The sequence below is a fragment of the Sorangium aterium genome, assembly GCF_028368935.1.
GTDB classification, from domain to species: Bacteria; Myxococcota_A; Polyangia; order Polyangiales; family Polyangiaceae; genus Sorangium; species Sorangium atrum.
Map to the genome: position 1 here is coordinate 2648943 of NZ_JAQNDK010000001.1, position 18042 is coordinate 2666984.

The window sequence follows — 18042 nt, forward strand, 5'->3', positions numbered from 1 at the left end:
CCTATTCTATCCTGAAGAACGACTGCTGGTCGGGCCGCGGCGAGCCGTCGGTGCTGTCGATGCCGAGATGGGTGAAGAGCGGTAGACACTCGGAATCCGACGGATCCGACATGCAGCCGGGGATGTCGTCGGCGCTCGCCGACAGGTCGCTGTCCGAGACGAGCGCCGCATAGTCGACGAGCACCTTCGTCGTGAGCGGGTCGATGTCCTGGAAGGCGATCTCGGCGATGTTGGGGTGATCGCACGCGGTCACCTTGCCGCCCGCGTCGGCGACGCAGCCAGTGCTCCCGATGTGCACGAGGAACGGTTTGTCGTCTGCCGTGGAGACGCTGTCGAGGCGCAGGAACTTGTACCCGTCGTTCCAGCTCCAGAACAGCCCCGTCAGGTTGAGCGGCGACGGCGCGACCGACGCGTCGCCGTGGTTCAGGTCGAACGGGACGCCCAGCTTGAACGACAGCCCGTCGTAGTCCCCGACCGGGACCGTCCCGCGCACCACGCCGTTCGTCTCCTCCGTCCCGTTGGCGCAGGTGCCCGATCGGTCCTCGAAATCAAGCAGCGCGACGTCCTGGACCTGCCACAGCCCGTCCTGATCGAGCGAGAGCGGCACCTCCTCGCCGTCCGCGCGGCGCAGGCGCACGTCGTGGATGTAGAGGCGGAAATCGTTCAGCCCCACCTCCGTCGAGGCGCTGCCGACAGCGTACGTCTCGCTGCAGGAGAACACCTCGTCGCGGACGCGGCCTTCGAACTGCAGCTCGACAGCGATCGTCTCGGCGTCGCCGCTCCCCCCGCCGCCGTCAGCCCCGCCGCTGCCACCGCCAGCCCCGCCGTCACCGCCGCTTCCCGCGCCGCCACCGACGCCCGTCGAGGTCGACGCCCCGTCGAGAGGGTTCACCACATCATCGTCGCCGCACGCCATGAGCGCGAGCACCGCCCCGACCAGCGGGAACCAGAGCCGTGATGCACGAAGACCGGATTCCATGAGCGTCCTCCCGAGGAACGATGCGCGCCACGATAGGCCACGTCGCCCCTCGCCTGAATGCGACATGTTGTCGCTATCGCGATCCGGCCGAGAGCGCGAGTCGATCCGGCGTCGGAAGAGGGCTCGCGGACGGCCCCAGAGCAACCTTCGGCAGCCAGCGGACAGCGACGCGATCGACAACCGCACGACCGCGTTCGCCGCCTGCGACGTCGGCCAAACCGCCGGCACGCCCGCCGGGCGAGCGTGCGCATCCGCACGATAACACGAACTGAGAAAATCGTGCTACTGACCGGCCCACCTGTGGTCCGTTCCCTGAGCACGGCGTTCCCGCTGCTTCTTCTCATCGCGTCCGCCGCGCCTGCGCGCGCCGGCGACAGCGCCGCGCCTGCGCGCGCAGGCGACAGCGCCGCGCCTGCGCGCGCCGGCGACAGCGCCGCGCCTGCACGCGCCGGCGCAGCGGCACCGCCCGCGGCCGAAGCGGCAACGTCGGTGGGCGGCGATGCCTCCGGCGGCGCCGGCGCAGCGGCGCCCGTCTCCGGCGCAACGGGCGGAGCGGCGCCCGTGCCCGACGCCGCGCCCATCACGGTCGTGGTGCAGGGCGCCGCGCCGCCGCGCAGCGCCTCGGAGTCGGTGCGCGGGCAGGCGGAGATCCGGGCCGCGCCCCACCGGACGGCGAGCGACGTGCTGCAGCTCGTGCCGGGCGTGTTCACCTCCCAGCACAGCGGCGAGTGCAAGGCGCACCAGATCTTCTTCCGCGGCTTCGACGCGGTCCACGGGCAGGACCTCGAGGTCTGGGTCGCGGGCGCGCCGGTCAACGAGGTCTCGAACGTCCACGGCCAGGGCTACACCGATCTCCATTTCGTGATGCCGGAGGTGATCGGCGAGCTCCGCGCGCAGCCGGGGTCGTACGACCCGCGCCAGGGCGACTTCGCGGTCGCCGGGACGATGCGCTTCGATCTCGCCTACGGCGAGCCCGGGATCACCGCCACCGCCTCCGCGGGCTCCTTCGGCGCGCGCCGGCTCTTCCTCGCCTACCACCCCGAGGACGCGGACGACGCCACGTTCGCGGCCTTCGAGGCGTACGGGACCGACGGCTTCGGGCCCGCCCGCGCCGCCGGCCGGGCGTCGCTCGTCGCGCAGGCCGTCTACCGGCCGCTCGCCGGCGTCTCCGCGCGGGTGATGGCGTCGGCGTTCGCCTCCCGCTGCGGCTCCGCCGGCGTCCTGCGCCTCTGCGACATCGAGTCGGGCAAGGTCGACCGCTTCGCCTCGTACGATCCCGATCAGGGCGGCGACTCGTCGCGGGCGCAGCTCGTCGTCGATCTGCGCGGCTCGGGCGACGGCGCCGCCCGCGGGGAGGGCCTCTCGCTCACGCCGTTCGTCGTGCTGCGCTCGCTCCGGCTGCGCTCGAACTTCACCGGGTACCTCGCGGATCCCACGAACGGCGACGCCACCCAGCAGCTCAACGAGGCGATCACGGCTGGCGCCACCGCGTCGTACCGGCTCACCTTCCCGCTGCTCTCCGACCGCGACACGTTCGAGGCGGGCGTCGTCGCGCGCACCGACTGGATCGAGCAGTCGCAGCGGCGCCTCGCGGCCGTCGACGACAGGCCGACCGCCACGCTCGTCGACGCGGAGGTCCGCGCGACCGACATCGCCGGCTACCTCGACGCGTCGATCCGGCCGGCGCGGCGGATCACGCTGCGCGGCGGGCTGCGCGCCGACGGCCTCGCGTACCAGGTCGTCGACGACATCGGCCAGGGCGCGCAGGCGCGCAGCGCGATGGGCGTCCACGTGGGCGGCAAGGGCACGGTGGACGTGGCGCTGCTCCCCGGGCTCCGCGCGCTCGCCAGCGTGGGCCAGGGGTTCCGCTCGCCCCAGGCGCGCAGCCTCGGCGACGGCGAGCGCACCCCCTTCACGCGGGTGCTCTCCGCCGAGGCCGGGCTCCGCTACGCCGACGAGCGCGTGCGGGCGTCGGCGGCGCTGTTCCACACGCGCCTCAGCGACGATCTCGTCTTCGACGAGGCGACCGCCCGCAACGAGCCCGTGCCCGCCACGGCCCGCACCGGGGTGGCCATCGACGCGGTGGCGCACCCGGCGCCGTGGCTCGTGTCGAGCGTCGGCCTGACGTACACCCGGGCGGCCTTCACCGCGTCCGGCGGGCGCTACGCCGCGGGGGATCTCCTCCCCTTCGTGCCCCAGGTCGTCGCCCGCGCCGATCTCGCGGTGACGCCGCGCCTCGGCGCCCTCTTCGGCCGGCGCCTCGAGGCCCGCGCCGGCGCCGGCGTGACGCTGCTCCACGGCCGCCCCCTGCCGTTCGGAGAGGTCGGCCACGACGCGCTCGTCACCGACGTGACGGCGCACGTCCGCTACCACCGCGTCGAGCTCGGGCTCGACGTCTACAACCTCCTCGACGCGTCGTGGTTCGACGGCGAGTTCGTCTACCCCTCGAACTTCACCCGCGGCGCGGCGCCCGACCTCCTCCCCGCGCGGCACGTGACGGTCGGCGCCCCGCGCAGCTTCCTCGCTTCGCTCTCCCTCTACATCGGCTGAGGTCCTCGATGACATCCACCACAGCACAGACCCGATCCCGCCGGCGCGCCGCCCTCGCCGCGGCGGGGCGCCTCGCCGCGGCGCTCGCGGCGGGCGCGCTCGCCGCCGGCTGCGGCGCCGGAGGCGACGGCGCGACCTCCGGCAAGCGCCTGACCCTCGCGACGCGGATCGCGCCCGACGCGGCGTCGGCCGCGCCGTTCACGAACGCGCTCGGCTGGACCATCACGCTGTCGAAGGCGCACCTGGCGATCGGGTCGCTCCACTACTTCGAGGGCGCCCCGTTCACGGCGCGGCGGCCTTCGCCGCGCGGCGGCCCCTCGCTGCTCGAGCGGCTCGCCCGGTGGGCCGTGCCCGAGGCGCACGCGCACCCGGGCCACTACCAGGCCGGCGAGGCGAGAGGCCAGATGACGCAGCCGACGTCGGTCGACCTGCTGCAGGGGACGACGGCGCTCGCGGACGCGGACGCCGTGAGCGGCGTCGCGCGATCCGCGCGCTTCACGTTCGGCGCGCCGCCCTCGGGCCCGCTCGCCGCGGCGCTCGACGGGCACGTCGTCGCCGTGGAGGGACGCGCCGAGAAGGGCGAGCTCGCGCGGGTGTTCCGCGCGCGCGCGCTGGCCGCCGACGTCCTCGACGACGCGACCGTCGAGCCGTCGGTGGAGGGGTGCGTGTTCGAGGAGGTCTTCCTCGACGGGCCCGGCGTCGTCACGCTCGTCGTGAAGCCGACGGTCTGGCTCGATCAGGTCGACTTCGAGGCCGTCGCCGCGAGCGATGACGGCGCGCCGGTCGACCTGGAGCCCGAGAGCGAGGCCCAGCGCGGCTTCACGCGCGGCCTCAAGAAGGGGACGGCCTACGCGCTCTCGTTCGCGCCCGGCTCCCCGGAGGAGAAAGAATGAGGATGAGGACCACGAGACGGATGTGGGTGGCGGCGGCGCTCGCCGCGGCGGCGCTCGCCGGCTGCGGCGAAGGCGAGCCTGGGGCCGGGAGCGTGTCTTTCTCGACGTGGGGAGAGGACTACATCGAGCAGGAGATCCCGGCCGCCGATCTCGCGGACGGCTGGAGCATCCAGTACGAGAAGTTCCTGTTCGTCGTCCGGAACGTCACCGTCGCCGATCGCGAGGGGAACGTCGGAGGGCGCATGCAGGGCTCGATCCTGTTCGACCACACGAAGGCCGGCGCGAAGCCCGTGGTGACCTTCGACGGCCTCGAGGCGAAGCCCTGGGAGGCCGTCTCCTACGAGATCGGCCCGGTGGACGCGGACACCGCGCTCGAGGGCGCGACGGCGGAGGACAAGGCGCTCATGCTCGCGGCGGGGGCGTCCGTGCACATCGAGGCGATCGCGCGGAAGAGCGGTGACGGCGGCGAGGTCGAGAAGCGCCTCGACTGGACCTTCTCGCTCGCGACGCGCTACGCCGACTGCAAGGGCGACAAGGCCGGCAAGGAGACCGAGGGCGTCCTCGTCACGAACGGCGGCACCGACGACGTGGAGCTCACCATCCACGGCGACCACTTCTTCTACGACGACCTGCAGGCCGCGACCGCCGCGCGCCGGTTCGCGCCCATCGCCGCCGCGGACGCCGACGACGACGGGGCCGTCACCCTGGAGGAGCTCGCCGCGGTGCGCCTCGTCGCGATCGAGGAGGGCACCTACGGGACGGGCAGCGCCGGAGACATCAATGATCTCGGGGCGTTCGTCGCGGCGCTCTCGCGCACGATCGGGCACTACCGCGGCGAGGGCGAGTGCGTCTCTGTCGACCCCTGACGGGGCCGGCCGCGCGCTCGCCCGCGGCGATCACTCGATCCCGACCGTCGTCGTGACGTCCTGGAGCTCGCTCCCGTCGAACGCCGGCACCCGCGCGGAGCCGAGCAGCATCTGCACGCAGCCCCCGGCCGGGGTCATCGCGACCTGCGGCTCGATCGAGATGCGCTGCACTGCGCCCGCGGGGTTGAAGAACACCCGCGCCGTCACCGCCTTCGGCCCCGCCTTGCCCTTGCAGTGGATCCGCGCGGTGTCGGCCTTCGCTTGCAGCGCCGCGTGGGCCGCGCCGCGATCGAACGGCCTCGCCGCGATCGCCGTCGCCGCCGGCGTGGTGCCGCCTTCGCGCATGGGGCGCGGAGACCTCGGCGCGGGCGCCGGCACCGGAGCGTCGCGAGAGCCCGGCGACGGCTGCCGCTCGCTCGCGTCGCCCGCCAGCGCCGGTGAGCGCGCGTCGCCGCGGCCCGGGTTGACCACCGTCGGGTGCGCCGGCACCGGCAGGCGCTGCACCAGCCGGACGTCGCTCTGCGCGCGGCCGGCGTAAAAGGCGATCACCGCCATCGCGAAGGCGCCGGCCAGGCCGCACGCGAGGAGCATCGGCCCCCGCCGCGCAGGCCTGGCAGGGGCCTCCGCCGGCCCGCTGCTCGCCAGGACGGGCGCGGGCGTCGACGGCGCGCGCCGCGCGTCCGAGGCCACCTCGGTCGGTCCGGTCATCGACAGGCGCGAGGCAGACCCCGCCGAGGTGATCGCCGCCGCGGCGCCGAGCGGCACCACCGAGATCGCGGCGCCGGCGGGCCGCGCGCTGCGCGGGTCGACGAAGAGCGCCGGGCCGAGCGCGTCGAAGGCCTCCTGCGCCGTCTGGAAGCGCTGCGACGGCTCCCGGGCGACGCAGCGCGCGAACCAGGCGTCGAACGGGTGCACGATACAGCCGGCGCGCCCGAGCGCGGTCGCGCGCACCGACGCCGGGTCGATCGGCTCGAAGAGGATCTCGCGGAGCAGCACCGGCATCGCCGTGCCCATCGGGTCGTTCGCGGCGCGCCAGTACATGCGCCCGGTGAGCAGGGCGAACGCGATCAGCCCGAGCGCCCACACGTCGGTCGCCGGCGAGATCTGCCCGCGCGCGTCGGTCTGCTCGGGCGCCATCCAGAGGGGCGTGCCGAGCGACGCGGTCGCCATCGTGCTCGCCTCCGCGGCGATCTTCGCGATGCCGAAGTCGAGGACCTTGACCGACCAGCGCGCGGTCGCGCTCTGCGTCTTCGCGAGGAACACGTTCTGCGGCTTCATGTCCCGGTGGACCACGCCCGCCCGGTGGGCGGCGCCGAGCGCGTGGCAGAGCTGCCGGAAGATCTCGTGCACGTCCTGCGCAGGGAGCAGCCCGCTGCGCCTCATGCGCTGCGAGAGGTCCTCCCCCTCGAGCAGCTCCATCGCGAGCCAGGGCACGCCGCTGGCCGCGTCCACGCCGGCGCCGATCACCTGCACGACGTGATCGCTCTCCACCAGCGCGCCGACGCGCGCCTCCTGCTCGAAGCGCTCGCGCAGCCGGGCGTCCGCGCAGAGCTGCGGGTGCATGAGCTTGAGGGCCCGCAGCTTGCCAGTGCTCGCCTGCTCGGCGATGTACACGGCCCCCATGCCCCCGGCGCTGAGGGGCCGAACGATCCGGAACTCTCCGAAGAGCATCCCGACCGCCGGCTGGAACGGCGCGACCATGGAGGGCGATGCTAGCATGGTGGCCGTCGCGGGGGTGTCGGGGCTCACGGGCGCGGCGCGCGGCGCGCACGGCCCGCCTCGCTGTCCCGCTGCCTCGTCAGGCGTGCGCGCCGTCGCCGCTGCCGGCGCTGCGCGCGCGCGGCGGGAGCGACGCGACGAGGCGCTCGATCCCGATCCGGCCCGCGACAAGCGCGCCCGTCGCCGCGGCGCGGAGCGCGTCGCGGGCCGGCTGGGCTCTGCCGGCGAAGTGCCGGACGCCGAAGCGCAGGAACGACGGCTCGCCGAGGAGGTAACGCTCGACGCGCTCCCGCGGCGCGCCGTAGAAGGCGCGCATCACCCGGCGCCGGAAGCGCAGATCGAGGCCCAGCAGCGATCGCTCGACGCGCCGGCCCCAGTCGTGGAACCCGAGATCGCGGGCCTCGAGCTTCTCGGCGAGGTACTCGCCCGCGAGGGCCCCGTACGCGATCGCCTGGGCGATCCCCTCTCCCAGCATCGGATCGATGCCCGCGGCCTCGCCGACGAGCAGGGCGGCGGGCCGCGCGATCACGGCCCGCCGGTCGAGGCCTCGCTCGGCGAAGCGCTTTCGCCGGTAGCGGTCCGGGTCGAGGCCGAGCGCCTCGAGCCTGCTCCGGAGCACGCGCTCGGCGTCGGGCGCGGGGCGCGCCATGTCGAGCGCGCCCTCGTGCAGCACGTAGGCCCCCCGGCAGACGAGCTCGCGCCCGTCGACGATCGTGGGGAAGTCCCACAGGTAGCCGGCGAACGAGCGATCCCGCATCTCGAAGTGCAGGAGGTCGCGCGCCCGGTCCCCCGCGACGGGCTCGGTGTCGACCTCGACGGCCTGCGCGCGCAGCCTGCCGAACGGCAGCCCCATCGCGCGGCGGACGACGCTGCCGACGCCGTCCGCGCCGACGACGACGCGGCCGTCGAAGACCCCGGCCGAGCTCTCGACGCGGGCGCCTCGCTCGCTCAGCGTGGCGCCCGTCACCCGCGCCCCCTCCACGATCCGGACGCCCCGCGCCCGCGCGGCGAGCGCGAGCGCGCGATCGAACTCGACGCGCCGGACGACGCGGCCGATGTTCCCCTCGCGGAGCGCGACCTCGCCGGCCTGGAAGGCCGCGCTGATGCCGTGCACCACCACCGAGGGCACGTCGATCGTCACCCCGATCGCCGACAGCGCCCTGTCCGCTCGCTCGCCGAGGCCGCCCGCGCAGGACTTGTCCCGCGGGTAGCGCTCCTTTTCGAGCACCACGATCCTGTCGGCGAGGGCCGGGCGATGGTGGGCGAGGAAGAGCGCCGTGCTCACGCCCGCCGGCCCGCCTCCGACGATCACGACTTCATGCGCCGCCATGCGGGGGCCGCTCTAGCACGGCGCCCCCGTCGGCGGGCTGCGGACGCTCAGCGCCGCTCGTACAGGGGCACCAGCGTCCGGTAGGGGAAGAGATACACGCTCTTCCCCGCGAGGTCCGGGTGGTTCGCGGCCAGCTCACGGATCTCGTTCAGGACCGCATACCGCTCCTGCAGGGGGAGCGCCGAGATGTAGCTGATCGACGCGACGCGCTCGAGCAGCCCGTCGAGGTCGAGCTCCTGCGTATGGGTGAACTCGTGCTCTCCGAGCGGCGCGAAGAGGCGAGAGTCGGAGAACGTCCGGCGCCAGGCGCCGAACCTGTGTATCGGGGCATCCCGGCCGTGGCGGTCGAGGATGTGGGAGATGCGGGCGACCCAGTCGACGCGCTCGTCGCGCAGGTTGAAGAGCAGGGAGAGGCGCCCTCTCGGCCGGAGCACGCGGTGGATCTCGGCGAGCGCGAGATCGCCGTGAAACCAGTGGAACGACTGCGCGGCGACCGCGGCGTCGACCGATGTCTCGGGCAAGGGGATGGCCTCGGCGACCCCATCGAGCGCGATGGCGGACGGGACCATCTGACCCAGCTTGCGGCGCATCCCCTCGACCGGCTCGAGCGCGAGCAGCCGCGCGCCCGTGGGCACCAGGAGGCGCGTGAGCTTGCCGGTGCCGGCGCCGAGATCGAGCACCGTGCTCGTCGCGTCGATGCGGAGCGTGTCGCGCAGGAGCTCGATCGCGCCGCGCGGGTAGTCCGGGCGCCCCTTCTCATATGCATCCGCTGCAGTCGCGTAGCCCTGTGCAGCGAGGCGATGGAGAGTCATGGCCTGCATCCGCTCCGCGTTAAGGAGGATCTCACGCAGCGCCGGAGGGACCACCCACCCCGACGGCCCGTCGAGAGAGGCTACGCAACCGGGAGCCGTGTTGGAAGCGGGTTGTCGCTCAAAATGCGCATCACGTTCTCTCGAAGCACCTTGGCGATCACACGCTCGCTCAAGCCAGCTCGCAGCAGCGCATCCGTCAAGAGCGGAAGATGGGCCGCATCACGCAGCTCACGTGTGGGAATGATGAAACCGTCCCAATCGGATCCGAGCGCGGGCGTGTCCTCGCCGGCAACGTTGATGATGTGCACGAGGTGCTTGACGACGGGCGCGAGCCCGTTTCCGCCGAGATAGAGCGGACAAAAGATGATCCCGGCGCACCCGCCGCGGTCGGCGAGGGCGCGGAGCTGGTCGTCATCGATGTTGCGCCAGTGCTCGAACGCGCCGGCGATACCCGTGTGGCTGACCATGGGTGGCCGGCGAGCGAGCGCGCATGCGTCGAGGAAGCCAGCCCGGTTGATGTGCGCGAGATCGACGATGACGCCGAGGTCCTCGGCGAGGCGCACGACATCGCGGCCGAAGGCGGTGAGGCCTTCACCATCCCTCCGGCCGCTGCCGTAGGCGGGATAACACGCTTCGTTGGCGCTGAAGTGGCAGAGCCCGAGGTAGCGCACGCCGCGCCGCGCGAAGCGAGCGAGGGTGTCGAGGTCGCCTTCGAGCGCGTGCGCCCCCTCGACGCCGAGCAGCGCCGCGACGGCGCCGCCGGCCCTCGCCGCCTCGATGTCCTCGGCCGTGAGCGCCTTCACGAGGCGGCCGGGCCGCGCGCGGACGGCCTGCTCCAGGAGATCGATCTGCTCCTCGACGACGGCGGCGAGCCCGCGCCGCTGTCCGATGGGCAGCGAGACCAGCCCGAAGAACTGCGCGCCGACGCCGCCCTCGCGGAGCCGCGGGACGTCGACGTGCCCGCCGAGGGCCGCGAGCGGCAGCGGCGGCTCGTGCCGCTCCTGCAGATCGTAACCGACCCAGCGCGCCCACATGAGGCTGTCGGCGTGGAGATCGATGGCGGGGTACTGCGCGTGCAGGGCGCGGGCTTCCGGGGTTCCGTGCATGGAGGGAAGGCTAGTCGACCCGAGGCGTCCGGTCGCGCGCCGGGTGACGAGGGCTCAGGGGCTCGCCAGCTTGAGGCCGAGGATGGACACGACGAGCAGCGCGAGGAAACCGAGCCTCGCGGCCGTTGCGGGCTCACCGAACAGGAGGATGCCCGCGATCGCCGCCCCGAACGCGCCGATGCCGACCCAGACGGCGTACGCCGTGCCGATGGGCAAGGTCCGCGAGGCGGTCTCGAGGAGCGCGATGCTCGTGATGATCGCGCCGACCGTGAGCGCCGTCGGCAACGGGCGCGTGAAGCCGTGTGTGTATTTGAGACCGATAGCCCAGCAGACCTCGAGCAGGCCTGCCAGGAGCAACGCCAGCCAGGACATGACGACTCTCCTCGTGATGCGGCTGCGTCGTCTTATCCTGACCGGGTACGGCGCGTCTCGTCCGGGACGCTCTGTCTGAACGAGCGCCGCGGGGAACCTAGCAGGGGCGACGGCCCACGCAACAGGCGGGCCGGCGCCGCGCCACGTCGCGAGGCCGCACCGCCGCCGCCGCCCCGCTTCGCTGGGCGGAGCGGCGCGGTACGCTGGACCGAGCCGTGGCCTCTCGATCGCGCTCTCTTGGAGCTCGCTATTCGATCTGCTCCTCGATTTCGCCCTCGACCGGGAGCATCGCGGAGCTGCCCGATGCCTTGTTGATCAGCGCGGCGGCGAGCTCGTTGATGTACTCCTCGATCGCTGTGTACCCGGACGGCATCACCTTGGTGTGGTCGTTCGCGTTCGACGAGCTGAGGCCGTGCGCCCGCTCCCACGCGTCCGCCATCCCGTCGCGATCGGCGTCTGCGGGGGCCGTCCCCGGGCTGAGCCCGTCCATCAGGTTGTTCACGTAGCGGGCGCCCCACGAGCCGTCGCGGCGCTCCATGTTCTTGAAGACGCCCTTCGTCACCACGTCACGCGGCAGCGCGCCCGCCTGCGCGACGACGAGCCGATACGCGTCCTGCGCGCGCTGCGTCGTCACCGGGATGTACCCCGGGACCTCCCGCGTGAAATTGAACTGCGTCGCCGAGCGGTACGACTCGGGCTTGTTGAGCTTGCTGAAGCTCGGGTGGAGGTACGGCTGCTTCCAGGGGTTCTCGACGGTGCCCGTGAACTTCCCGGGATCATCGATGTAGTTGTCGCCGAGGAAGTACTTGAGCCCCGCGCCGGCGCTGTCGTCGAAGTAGAACGGGATCAGCTGATCGCTCGGCCCCTTGATGTACGTGTTGCCCACGATGTTGAAGTGGCCGGTCGCCGGGTTGTGGTGCACGAACCCGTGCCTCACGTTGTAGGCCACGTTGTTGAGGATGTCGGCCGGGCCGTTCGCGACCGCGGGGCAACGCGCCTTGTGGTGGGCGAACAGGTTGTGGTGGAGCGTGATCCGGTGGCCATCAGGGCCGTTGATGAGACCGTAATTATGCATCCCCTCTGGATGCCCCGTGGTCGACGACGACTCGATGGTGGACCACTGGACCGTCACGTCATCTGCCTCATAGAGGTCCAGGTTCTCGTCGACGCCCCAGGAGATCGACATGTGATCGAGCATCACCTTCGAGTTCCGCGAGATCTGCACTCCGTCGAACTGCTCTCCGGCCGAGCCGTTGTACACGGGCCGGACACGCAAGAACCGTGCGACGATGTTGTTGACCGCGGTGGAGTACTTCGCGGTCAAACGACCGTGGATGGTGACGCCCGCGCCTGGCGCCGTCTGGCCCGCGATCGTCACATCGCCGTTCCGGATGAGGACATCCCCTTCGATCACGCCGCTCACGTCGAAGACGATGATGCGAGGCCCGCTCGCGTCGAGGGCCGCCTGGAGGCTCCCCGACCCGCTCGTGCGCAGGTTGGTGACCTTGATGACGCGCCCGCCGCGCCCGCCGGTCGCGACGGCGCCAAAGCCCTCTGCCCCCGGAAACGACGGGAGCGCGCTGGCTGGCATCGATATCGCAGTGAACGCAGAAAACGCAGAAACCGCGGCGATCGCGCAGCCGAAGCGGCGAATCCCCTGTGCGCCGATGGAAGAGCAAGTGGGAAGGTATGCCATGTGTCTCGTTCCCCTTTCGTACGTATCAGGCGCCGAACAAGACCGGATCGAACAAGGAAGCCCAGGGTGGGCGCGGCGCTGGGCGCGACGATGTGCCCTGATGAAGCAGGGCGACGCGGAGCAGCGACGCGATGGCCCGCCCTCGGCTGCCTGGCGCAGGAGGTCTCGACCGGCGCTCTCAACCGCAAGCCGTACTGTGATGACCCTACAGGACTCGATTCATCGATGGCAATCGCCAATTGCCAATCTGTGCGACAGGGCACATCAAAATCGACATGGAAATTCCATGTCGCCAGACGAATCGAGTTTGGTTATCCTGCACGAGCAGCGCCCGAGCGGGCTCATGACGTCCCGAAACGCCCTCACCCGCCGGGCGCCCCGAGAAGCCGAGAAGCCGAGAAGCCGAGAAGAAGAATCGATGGACGCTCGCCCTCGATGCGCCTCGGCGGCTGGTGGCGCCGTCGCCCGAGTGGACGCGGGCCGCGTAAACGCGGCTGCCGCCCGGGCCCCGCGAACGTCAGGTGGATCGGGGCGCCCTGCCGGACGCGGTGGATCTCGAGGTGGTTGTCGGGTGTGTTCACGGCGAAGAGCCGTGTACCGTCCGGGGAGAGCGCGAGCGGCCGGACCTGCCCGCTCTCGAAGAGAGCGCTACTGCGCGGGCGCGGGGCGCCCCTCGACGGCCGCGAGGTAGTCGCGCACGGACTGCTTCATCCCGACCTCGAGCGCATGCGCGACGAGGTGGTGACCGATCGACACCTCTTGAATCTGCGGCGCCTCGCGGACGAGCGGCGCGAGGTTCTCCACGGTGAGGTCGTGCCCCGCGTTGATCCCGACCCCTGCCGCCACGGCGGCCCTCACGGTCGCGACGATCTTGTCGAGCTCCGCGCGGTGATCGCCGCGATCGAACGCCTGGGCGTAAGGCCCAGTGTAGATCTCGATGCGATCAGCCCCCATCTCCGCGACCGCCGGCACCACCGCCGGATCCGCCTCGACGAAGAGGCTTGTCCGGATCCCCTCCTCCTTGAGCCGCTTCACCACCGGCTGGAGGACGAAGCGCCATTTCGCGACGTCCCAGCCGCGGTGCGAGGTGAGCTCGCCCGGCGTGACCGGGACCAGCGTGCACTGCGTCGGCCTGAGCTCGAGCGTGAGGTCCAGGAACTCCTCGCGGAGATCTCCCTCGAAGTTCGTCTCCACCGTGGTGATGTGGCGAGTCACCGCCCGCGCGTCGTCCGGCGTGATGTGCCGCCGGTCCGCCCTCGGATGGATGGTGATGCCATGGGCTCCGTAGTCCACGATCTTCCGGGCGAAGGAGAGGACATTCGGAGCATCGTGCCCCCGCGAGTTCCGCAGGAGCGCGATCTTGTTCACGTTGACGCTGAGCTTCATGGGACATCCTCTCGCCGGCTCGTGCGCGGCGCTCGCGACGCCGCTATACACGATCGACGCCGCGAGGCGAACACGCCGCGCGCCGCCAGCGCGGCCGGGAGCGCGCCGCCGGGGGAGCGCGGTTGGCGTTCCCGCCGCCGGCCCTTCGACGCCTACACGCGCGGCGCGGCCCGCGAGCCCCGCACCGCGGCCTCGGTCGCGAGGAGCGACACGACGAGGATGGCGACGGCGACGAGCGCGTTGTTCCACACCGTCGCCATCAGCAGCGCCGGGAGCGTCCAGGCGCTGACGAAGAGCCAGACCGCGAGGATCGCGGTGACGTAACGCGCCTTGGGCGCCCAGAGCGCGATCAGGGCGAAGACGACGCACAGCGCGCCCACCACCCAGGTGTTGGTGAACTCGTCCCGGCCGTGGCGCCAGGCGAACGCGGAGATGAACAACCAGATCCCGAGCGCGATGTTGATGCCACGCAAAGCCGCCATCCGATGCTCCATTGGCTTCCTCCCTCGCGGATCGCCGTGCCGGCGCCTCCGCCGCGCGACGCCCTGGCTCCCTCGCTCTGCCCGCTCGCCGCGGCCTCCGGCCAGGCGCCCTGCCCGAGCGGCCTCGGCCCGCCGAGCGCGGAGCCCGCTCACCCCATTTGCCGAGCGCCGGCGTCCCTGCGCCCGGTCCACACACCCGAGAGCTCGGCGAACGCCGTGCGAATCCAGTGCCACGCGCCTCGCCCTGGGAGCGGCCGCGCGGCCAGAGGCCGCGTTCGTGAGGGCCGCCGCGCGGCGGTTCGGCTAGAAGCCCCGTCGCCATGGACTTCTTCGCGACCGCCGCCAAAGGAACCGAGCCCGCCCTCCGCGACGAGCTCCGCGAGCACCGGTTCCGCGGCGTCCGCGCGGATCGCGGCGGCGTCCACTTCTCCGGCCCGCCGGACGAGGGCTTCCGCGCGTGCATCGAGCTCCGCACCGCCGTGCGCGTGCTCGTCGAGCTCGCCTCCTTCGACGCGCCCAGCGGGGACGCGCTCTACGAGGGCGTCTCGCGCGTCGACTGGGCCCCTTACCTGAGCCCGGTCCACACGCTGGCCGTGCGCGCCTCCTGCCGCTCGAGCGCCCTGACCCACACCCAGTTCATCGCCCAGCGGACCAAGGACGCCATCGTCGACCAGATCCGGCGCCGCGTCGGCGCTCGCCCGTCGGTCGACCTCGAGGACCCGGATCTGGCCCTCTTCCTCCACCTCGTCCGCGACAGCGCGACGCTCTACGCCGACCTCGGCGGCGCCGCGCTCCACCGCCGCGGCTACCGCACGCACATCGGCGGCGCGCCGCTCAAGGAGACGCTCGCCGCCGCGCTGCTCCGCCTCTCCGGCTGGGACCGCGCTCGCCCGCTCGTCGACCCGATGTGCGGCGCCGGCACCATCGCCCTCGAGGCGGCGCTCTGGGCGCGGGACATCGCCCCGGGCCTGCGCGCGCAGCGCTTCGGCTTCGAGCGGTGGGCCTGCCACGATCAGGCCGCCGCGCGGCGCACGACCGAGCTCCGCGACGCCGCCCGCGCGCGGATCCGGCCCGAGGGCCCCGCGATCGTCGCCGCCGACATCGACCCCGGCGCCGCCGAGATCACCCGCGGCAACGCCCGGATGGCCGGCGTGCAGATCGAGGTCCGCTGTCAGTCCATCACCGCGCTCGCCCCGACCGCGCCGCCGGGCCACGTCCTGACCAACCCGCCGTACGGCGAGCGCCTCCCGGGCACGATGGCCCTCTACCGCGACATGGCGGCGGCGCTGTCCCGGCTCGCGGGCCACCGCGTCGCCATCCTCGCCGGCACCGAGGACATCGAGCACGCCATGCGCCGGAGGCCGGAGCGGTCGCTCGTCGTGTTCAACGGCCCTATCGAGTGCCGGCTGCTGACGTACGACATCCCCTGAAGCGGCGCGCGGTGCGCGGTGCTGGAGAGGGCGCGCCGCGCGAGAGGGCGCGTGCGAGACGGGCGAGACGTGCGAGACGTCAGGAGAGCAGGCGCATCACGAGGAACATGGCCAGCGCCGTGAGGAGCATCCCGGCGACGAAGCCGATGATGAGCCCCCGCTTGCCTGCGAGCCAGCTCGGCTCCCGCGCCGGCGGAGGCGCTGGCGGCGCCTGGGGCGCGACGACGTGATCGGGCATCGTCGCGCGGCGCTCCAGCACCGTGCGCTGCTCTGCGATGGTCGCGGCGAGCTCGAACGGCACCGACGCCGCCGGGGTCGCCGGCGAGGCGCCGTCGGCCGCGGCCGGCGCCCTCTGTACGACCGCCGCCGAGGAGTCCCCGGCGGTCTCTGCGTTCGCCGCGCCGAACCCCATCGCCCCGAACCCCTGCGGGCTCGCCGCCTGGAGCTCGCCGGGTGTCACCGTGGGCATCTGGCTCTCGGCCGGGGGGTGGGAAGAGACCAGCCGGAGCGTGTTGGCGACGCGCGGCGATCTCCTGTCCCACGCCCCCGCCGCGCCCCCGTCGAGCGGGCTCTGCGGCGTCGCCGGGACAGGCACCGAATCGACGCGCACGAGGCCGACCTCGGCCCGCCTCTCGGGTGTGCCCAGCCCGAAGTCCTCGGCCGAGCGGAGCGTCGCCTTCACATCGCGGCCAGGAGGCGTGATGTCGAGCTCGTCGCCCTCGTCATAGGCCGCCGTGTGGACTCGCACCTTCGCCGGAGCGAGGAGCTCGTCGCGACGGACCATGGTGAGCGTGCTGTCGTCGTCCCCGCTCACGTCGTCGTACGCGCCCGGCTCGGCCAGGCCGTTCCCCGAGAGCAGCGCCTCGCTGGGGCCGTGGGACCAGGACGGAAGCTGCAGCGAGATCTCCGGCACCGACTCCCCTGCCCAGCGCTGCGGATCGGCGCCCGCCCCCGGCGGAACCGCCTGCGGATCGAGCGTCTGCGGGAGCTCCGAGGGAGGCGGCGCGTGGTGAAGCAGCACCGGCGGCGGAGGCGCGACCTCGGTCCCGCCCCCCCCGGACACGAGCGTCCGGGCCGATTCGATCGAGAGCTCCGACCTCGGCGCCGGGCCCGAGAGCGGCCCCGACGTCGAGCTCGGCAGCGACGTCAACGGCGGGAGCGACATCGGCCCCCGCTGCAGCGACGCGTCCCGCGAGAACAGCGAGCTCGGCTGCCTGCGCGAGATCGGCCCGAGCCCCACGGCCGTGTCAGGCAGCTCGGCCAGCAGGCAGTGCAGCGTGTACCCGAGCTCACGCGCCGTCTGATACCTGTCCGCCGGCTGCTTGGCGAGCGCCTTCACGATCAGCGCCTCGAGGCGCGGGTGGATCCCCGGCGCGCAGCTGCTCGGCGCCGGCACCGGCGCATGGATGTGGAGCGTCGCCGTGTGGAGCGGCGTCTCGCCCTCGAACGGCAGCCGCCCCGTGACGAGCTGGAACAAGAGGACCCCGCACGTGTACAGATCGGCCCGCTGATCCACCGGAAGCAGCCCGCACTGCTCCGGAGCCATGTAGGCCGGCGTGCCGACGAACGTGCCCGCGCGCGTCACGACGGACAGCGGGTCGGCGAGGAGCTCGGGCGCTTCACCGGACGAGCCGGTGTCGAGGACCTTGGCGATCCCGAAATCGAGCACCTTCACCCGCTCGCCGTGAGGGTGCGTGGGGTCGGGGACCACCATGATGTTCTCGGGCTTCAGATCGCGGTGCACGACGCCCATCTCGTGGGCGACCGCGAGCGCCTCACACACCTCCGAGAGGATGCGGACCGCTCGCGCCTGACCGATCGCGCCATGGCGCTCTAGGAGGACGTAGAGGTCGTCCCCCGAGAGCAGCTCCATCACGATGTAGCTGAGGGCGCCCTCGACCCCGTACTCGAAGATCTTGACGGAGTTCGGGTGCTTCACCCGCGCCGCGGCCTTCGCCTCGCGCTGGAAGCGCCGGATGAACGCGCGGTCCGCGGTGAACTCCGGGTTCATGATCTTGATCGCCACCCGGCGGGGCTCGGCGTCGCGCTCGGCGAGGAAGACGCTGGCCATGCCGCCCTGCCCGAGGAAGCGGGTGATCGTGAACCGCCCGGCCACCTTGCGGCCGAGGAGCGCCTCATGCCTCATGCGCCCGGCACCTGCCGGCGTCTGCCCCGCTCGCCCGCTTCCGGGCGACCGCGCCGCGTGCCCGCCCCAGGGCGGCCCTGCCCCTCGCGCACGAGAGCGCTGCGCCCATGGCTGTCCGCGCGCCCGCGCGACCCGCGCGTCCGATGCGAGGGAGAGTGCACGCGGCGACCATACCAAAGAACTCGACAGCCGACGACTTGTCGGCCCCCGGCGGCGCGCGGTTGGTGGCGCGCCGCGCGCGCCGCGCGCGCGCCACCGACGCCACCGACCGTCCC

Annotated in this window: 14 protein-coding genes and 1 riboswitch; of the genes, 4 read left to right on the forward strand and 10 right to left on the reverse strand. The window is 72.8% G+C overall.

Annotated features, from left to right (window positions below; all coding sequences use genetic code 11):
• Position 1: 1 nt before the first annotated feature.
• Positions 2 to 979, reverse strand: a complete 978-nt coding sequence (locus POL72_RS09645; RefSeq protein ID WP_272094754.1) for an MbnP family copper-binding protein — start codon at positions 977 to 979, stop codon at positions 2 to 4.
• A 300-nt stretch (positions 980 to 1279) separates the two neighbouring features.
• Here POL72_RS09645 and POL72_RS09650 point away from each other — a divergent pair, with 300 nt between their 5' ends.
• From POL72_RS09650 to POL72_RS09660, 3 genes are read left to right on the forward strand one after another with little or no spacing between them, the layout of a single operon-like run.
• On the forward strand, positions 1280 to 3529 hold the full coding sequence (locus POL72_RS09650; protein WP_272094755.1) for a TonB-dependent receptor: 2250 nt from the start codon (positions 1280 to 1282) through the stop codon (positions 3527 to 3529).
• 8 nt (positions 3530 to 3537) lie between these two features.
• A complete protein-coding gene (locus POL72_RS09655; protein ID WP_272094756.1) occupies positions 3538 to 4422 on the forward strand; it encodes a hypothetical protein in 885 nt (294 codons plus the stop codon).
• A gap of 2 nt (positions 4423 to 4424) precedes the next feature.
• Complete coding sequence (locus POL72_RS09660) at positions 4425 to 5288, forward strand: hypothetical protein (RefSeq protein ID WP_272094757.1); 864 nt, start codon at positions 4425 to 4427, stop codon at positions 5286 to 5288.
• Positions 5289 to 5318: 30 nt separating this feature from the next.
• Here the strand turns inward: POL72_RS09660 and POL72_RS09665 are convergent, their stop codons facing one another.
• The 8 genes from POL72_RS09665 to POL72_RS09700 all read right to left on the reverse strand — a co-directional run bounded on the left by POL72_RS09665 (position 5319) and on the right by POL72_RS09700 (position 14191).
• Positions 5319 to 6989 carry a serine/threonine-protein kinase gene (locus POL72_RS09665; protein WP_272094758.1) on the reverse strand — a complete coding sequence of 557 codons (1671 nt, stop codon included), beginning with the start codon at positions 6987 to 6989 and terminating at the stop codon, positions 5319 to 5321.
• Between the two features lie 97 nt (positions 6990 to 7086).
• Positions 7087 to 8337, reverse strand: coding sequence for an NAD(P)/FAD-dependent oxidoreductase (locus POL72_RS09670; protein ID WP_272094759.1), 1251 nt, complete (start codon positions 8335 to 8337; stop codon positions 7087 to 7089).
• A 47-nt stretch (positions 8338 to 8384) separates the two neighbouring features.
• Positions 8385 to 9149 carry a class I SAM-dependent methyltransferase gene (locus POL72_RS09675; protein ID WP_272094760.1) on the reverse strand — a complete coding sequence of 255 codons (765 nt, stop codon included), beginning with the start codon at positions 9147 to 9149 and terminating at the stop codon, positions 8385 to 8387.
• Positions 9150 to 9229: 80 nt separating this feature from the next.
• A complete protein-coding gene (locus tag POL72_RS09680; protein WP_272094761.1) occupies positions 9230 to 10255 on the reverse strand; it encodes a dipeptidase in 1026 nt (341 codons plus the stop codon).
• A 54-nt stretch (positions 10256 to 10309) separates the two neighbouring features.
• Positions 10310 to 10627 (reverse strand): quaternary ammonium compound efflux SMR transporter SugE, encoded by a 318-nt coding sequence (gene sugE, locus POL72_RS09685; RefSeq protein ID WP_272094762.1) that lies wholly within the window; start codon positions 10625 to 10627, stop codon positions 10310 to 10312.
• Positions 10628 to 10648: 21 nt separating this feature from the next.
• Positions 10649 to 10714: riboswitch (guanidine-III (ykkC-III) riboswitch) on the reverse strand.
• A 160-nt stretch (positions 10715 to 10874) separates the two neighbouring features.
• Positions 10875 to 12218, reverse strand: a complete 1344-nt coding sequence (locus POL72_RS09690; RefSeq protein WP_272094763.1) for a pectate lyase family protein — start codon at positions 12216 to 12218, stop codon at positions 10875 to 10877.
• Positions 12219 to 12971: 753 nt separating this feature from the next.
• Positions 12972 to 13709 carry a pyridoxine 5'-phosphate synthase gene (locus tag POL72_RS09695; RefSeq protein ID WP_272094764.1) on the reverse strand — a complete coding sequence of 246 codons (738 nt, stop codon included), beginning with the start codon at positions 13707 to 13709 and terminating at the stop codon, positions 12972 to 12974.
• A 152-nt stretch (positions 13710 to 13861) separates the two neighbouring features.
• Positions 13862 to 14191: an SPW repeat domain-containing protein gene (locus POL72_RS09700; RefSeq protein ID WP_272094765.1), complete on the reverse strand. Its 330-nt coding sequence runs from the start codon at positions 14189 to 14191 to the stop codon at positions 13862 to 13864.
• 320 nt (positions 14192 to 14511) lie between these two features.
• On the opposite strand from POL72_RS09700, the gene POL72_RS09705 reads away from it, so the two are divergent.
• On the forward strand, positions 14512 to 15621 hold the full coding sequence (locus POL72_RS09705; protein ID WP_272094766.1) for a THUMP domain-containing class I SAM-dependent RNA methyltransferase: 1110 nt from the start codon (positions 14512 to 14514) through the stop codon (positions 15619 to 15621).
• 79 nt (positions 15622 to 15700) lie between these two features.
• Here the strand turns inward: POL72_RS09705 and POL72_RS09710 are convergent, their stop codons facing one another.
• Positions 15701 to 17767, reverse strand: coding sequence for a serine/threonine-protein kinase (locus tag POL72_RS09710; RefSeq protein ID WP_272094767.1), 2067 nt, complete (start codon positions 17765 to 17767; stop codon positions 15701 to 15703).
• Positions 17768 to 18042 lie beyond the last annotated feature (275 nt).